This is a genomic window from Pseudomonas sp. JV245A (assembly GCF_032424515.1).
In the GTDB taxonomy this organism is placed as follows: Bacteria; Pseudomonadota; Gammaproteobacteria; order Pseudomonadales; family Pseudomonadaceae; genus Aquipseudomonas; species Aquipseudomonas protegens.
In genome coordinates this window covers 1-3,793 of sequence record NZ_VYKE01000271.1, presented here as the reverse complement: position 1 = coordinate 3,793, position 3,793 = coordinate 1, and the positions used below count along the sequence as shown (strand labels likewise).

Annotated in this window: 3 protein-coding genes and 1 pseudogene; 2 read left to right on the top strand and 2 right to left on the bottom strand. The window is 67.2% G+C overall.

Annotation, left to right across the window (positions count from 1 at the left end):
• A pseudogene (locus F6S12_RS30295) lies at positions 1–151 on the top strand (TetR family transcriptional regulator); the annotation flags it as partial.
• A 3-nt stretch (positions 152–154) separates the two neighbouring features.
• On the opposite strand, the gene F6S12_RS30290 reads toward F6S12_RS30295, so the two are convergent.
• Entirely contained in the window at positions 155–790 is a 636-nt protein-coding gene (locus F6S12_RS30290) for a response regulator transcription factor (RefSeq protein ID WP_015634952.1), read from the bottom strand.
• Positions 787–2,688, bottom strand: coding sequence for a PAS domain S-box protein (locus F6S12_RS30285; protein ID WP_053157412.1), 1,902 nt, complete (start codon positions 2,686–2,688; stop codon positions 787–789). The genes F6S12_RS30290 and F6S12_RS30285 overlap by 4 nt, the downstream gene beginning before the upstream one ends.
• Before the next feature lie 357 nt (positions 2,689–3,045).
• On the opposite strand from F6S12_RS30285, the gene F6S12_RS30280 reads away from it, so the two are divergent.
• Positions 3,046–3,793 (top strand): AMP-binding protein (locus tag F6S12_RS30280; RefSeq protein WP_315869729.1); only part of this gene is annotated, 748 nt, incomplete at its 3' end.

The window sequence follows — 3,793 nt, the reverse complement described above, 5'->3', positions numbered from 1 at the left end:
TGCTTTGGCCAACCTGCTCAACAGCGCCCCCAGTTGGTTCAGCGAGCAACCCCTGGCCGAGCGGGAACGCGAAGCCCTGTTGGAAAACCTGCTGAGCGGCGCCATCGAGCGCCTGCTGGGCGGCATGCCCGTGCGCAGCGCGGTGGCCTGAGCCTCAGCGCAGGTGCAGCGGGTCTACCAGCCCGGCGGCAATGGCCATGCCCACCAGTTCCGGCAGGTGTTCGGCCTGCATGCGTTTCATCACCCGTGAGCGATACAGGTCGATGGTCTTGATGCTGACCCCCAGTTGCTCGGCAATTTCCCGGTTGGTGTAGCCCTGCACCAGCGGCAGCAACACGTCTTTCTCCCGTGGCGTCAGGCTTTCCAGCAACCGTTGCACCCGGGCCTGCCCGGCACTCTGGTTCTGATGGCGGTCGGCGCGGCTCAGGGCCTGCTGCACGCTGTCCAGCAACAGCTGTTCGTTGTAGGGCTTTTCAATGAAATCCACCGCCCCGGCCTTGAACGCGCGGACCACGATGGGCACGTCGGCGTGGCCGCTGACAAAGATCAGCGGCAGGCGGATATCGCGCTGGCGCAGCTCTTCCTGGACGTTCAGCCCGCCCATGCCGGGCATGCGCACATCCAGCAGCACGCAGGCGTTCAGGCTCGGGTCGCAGTGTTCGAGAAACTCGCGGCCACTGGTGAAGGGCAGCGCCTTGAGCCCCACCGACTCCAGGAGCCAGACGGTGGAGTCGAGCATGCCCGGGTCGTCGTCGACCACATACACCAGTTGCTGCGCCACACTCGTCATTGCCTTGCTCCTGTCGTTGCGGGGGAAGTTGCCTGGGACGTTGCCGAGGGGTCGGCCGGGGCACTGGCCGGCAGCCGGCAGCACATGCGCAGGCCGACGGCCTGGGGCTGGGCCTGCAAGTCGCCGCCAAAGCCCTCGACGATGCTGCGGCTCATGGACAGCCCGAGCCCCAGGCCATTGGCCTTGCTGGTGTAGAACGGGGTGAACAGCTGCGGCAGTTGCTCGGCGCAGACACCGGGGCCCTGGTCGCTGACGCTGATCTGCACCCCGCCTTCGGCCGTCGCCTCGGCGGCCAGCACAATGTGCGAGCCCTGCTGCCCATGCACTTCGCGGTTGGCCTCGATGGCGTTGCGCAGCAGGTTCAGCAGTACCTGCTCCAGCAGCACCCGGTCGGCGTACACCGGCGGCAGATTATCCGCCAGCTGCAAGTCGATCGTCACCTGGCTGGCCTGGGCTTCCCAGGCACACAGGCGCACGGTTTCCCGGGCCACTTCGGCGATGTCCAGGGCCTGCACCCGGCGCCCGCCCTTGCGCAAAAAGGCCCGCAGGCGCTTGATCACTTCGGCGGCGTGGGTCGCCTGCTCGGCAATCCGTTCCAGGCCCTGGGCCACCTTGCGGGCGGCCTCTGGCTGAGTGCCCAGGGCCTGCAAGTAGCGCTGGCTGGCATTGGCGTAGTTGACCACTGCGGCCAGCGGCTGGTTGATCTCGTGGGCGATACCCGAGGCCAGTTCGCCCAAGGTCACCAGGCGCGCGGTGTGGGCCAGTTCGTCCTGGTGATGGCGCTGCTGGGCTTCGCGCAGTTCGCGCTCGCTCTGGTCGTGGGCCACCAGGGAATAGAAACGCTCGCCACTGGCCGCGCGGTGGGCCAGGAGCATCAGCGAGACCGGCACCGAGGCGCCGCCGGCCGGCGGTTGCAGGCGCGCCTCGATGCTCCAGCGGCCGCTGTGTTCAGCGCGGTCCCAGCCTTCACGTTGCAGGCTATCGAGTACCGCAGCGCTGAGGATGGCCGCCAGTGGCGGCATTGCCTGCCCGTCGCCGAGCCCCAGGGTGCGCCGCGCCGCCGGGTTGAGGTAGGTCACCGCGCCGCCGGGCTGGATGAACAGCACCGGGTCGGGGTTGGCCTCTACCACTTCCGCCAGGCGCCGCTTGTTCTCTTCGGCCTGGACCCGGGCGGTGATGTCCCGGGACACCGCCACCACTTCCACCACGGTGCCGGTGTAGGTGTCGCGAATGCCGCGGCAGGCGGTTTCGAACCACAGGTAGTGGCCGTCGCGATGGCGGATGCGGTAGGTCATGGTGTGGTAGCCGTCCTGCTCCAGGGCATCGCGGGTGCGCTGCATCAGCCCGGCCAGGTCCTGGCTGTGGAACAGGCTGCGGGCCAGACGCCCGCGCAGTTGCTCGGGCCAGTAGCCGAGCAGGGTCCAGGAGGCCGGTGAGGCGTCGAGGAAGCTGCCGTCCGGGGTGTGCCGGGAAATCAGGTCAGTGGTGTTTTCGGTGATCAGGCGGTACAGGCGCCGGGCCTTGGCCGACTCGCGCTCGGCCCGGACCTGGGCCGTGGCTTCCTGGCAGCGCGCCAGTACCCGCTGGCGATGCGGATCGGGAATAAAGCTCCAGAGCAGGATGCGCTCGCCCCACTGGGCTTCCACCTGCTCGATGGCCCGCTGCTGCTCCAGGCAGGCCCGTACCAGGGCCGGGTGGTTGACCGGCAGCAGGGCCGCGAGATCGCCAGTGGCAGCATCGTCCAGCCACTGGCGCAGTGCCGGGTTGAGGTCCAGCGGCTGCGCCTGGGCGTCCAGCAGCAGGCTGGGTTGCGGGTCGTGGCCGAGCCAGGGCGAGTCCGGCAACTGGCCTTCACGCTGCAGGCGCAGCCAGTGACGCAGGTGGGTAGAGTCGGGCATGGTCGATCAGTCTCGCGGCCGGAAGGGTAGGTTCTTTTTATAGTATAACTACTATACAACTCAGGTAGTACTTCCATATCAATCAACAAACAGTATATAAAAGACCCCGGATAAGTCACCGAGCTTTCGCTGGGTGTGCTGCGTACCTGTAAGCAACGCCGAACGTAGGAGCTGGCTTGCCAGCGAAGAGGCCCGTGGGATCGCTTTCGCCGGCAAGCCGGCTCCTACAGGCGCTGGTGTTCTTGAGATCGCCTCGCCGGCAAGCCGGCGCCTACAGTCAGTGCCCCCAGGTACACAGCACGCGCCATCCAAGCCTCGGCCAATAGAGCTAATAATCAGCCACCGGGTACCCGAACCATGTCCATCTACGAGCAAGGCCTGGCGCCGACTGCCGTCAACCATATCGCCCTCTCCCCCTTGAGCTTCATCGAGCGTACCGCTGCGGTTTACCCCGATTACCCGGCGGTGATCCACGGTTCGATCCGTCGCACCTGGGCCCAGACCTACAGCCGCTGCCGGCGCCTGGCCTCGGCCCTGGCCGGGCGCGGCATCGGCAAGAACGACACGGTGGCGGTGATGCTGCCCAACATCCCGGCAATGCTCGAAGCACACTTCGGCGTGCCGATGATCGGCGCCGTGCTCAATGCCCTCAATGTGCGCCTGGACGCCGAGGCCATCGCCTTCATGCTGGCCCACGGCGAAGCCAAGGTGCTGATCGCCGACCGCGAGTTCCATGAGGTGATCCACGCCGCCGTGGCCATGCTCGATCACCCGCCCCTGGTGATCGACCTCGACGACCCGGAGTACGGCGAGGGCCAGCCGGTCAGCGAGCTGGACTACGAAGCGTTCCTGGCCGAGGGCGATCCCGAGTTTGCCTGGCAGTGGCCCGATGACGAGTGGCAGGCCATCGCCCTGAACTACACCTCGGGCACCACCGGCAACCCCAAGGGCGTGGTCTACCACCACCGCGGCGCCTACCTCAACGCCCTGGGCAACCAGATGACCTGGGCCATGGGCAACCACCCGGTGTACCTGTGGACCCTGCCGATGTTCCACTGCAACGGCTGGTGCTACCCCTGGACCGTCACCGCCCTGGCCGGGGTGC

Coding starts and splice junctions, on each gene's coding strand:
- F6S12_RS30290 (WP_015634952.1), bottom strand. CDS start 790: ATGACGAGTGTGGCGCAGCAACTGGTGTATGTGGTCGACGACGACCCG.
- F6S12_RS30285 (WP_053157412.1), bottom strand. CDS start 2,688: ATGCCCGACTCTACCCACCTGCGTCACTGGCTGCGCCTGCAGCGTGAA.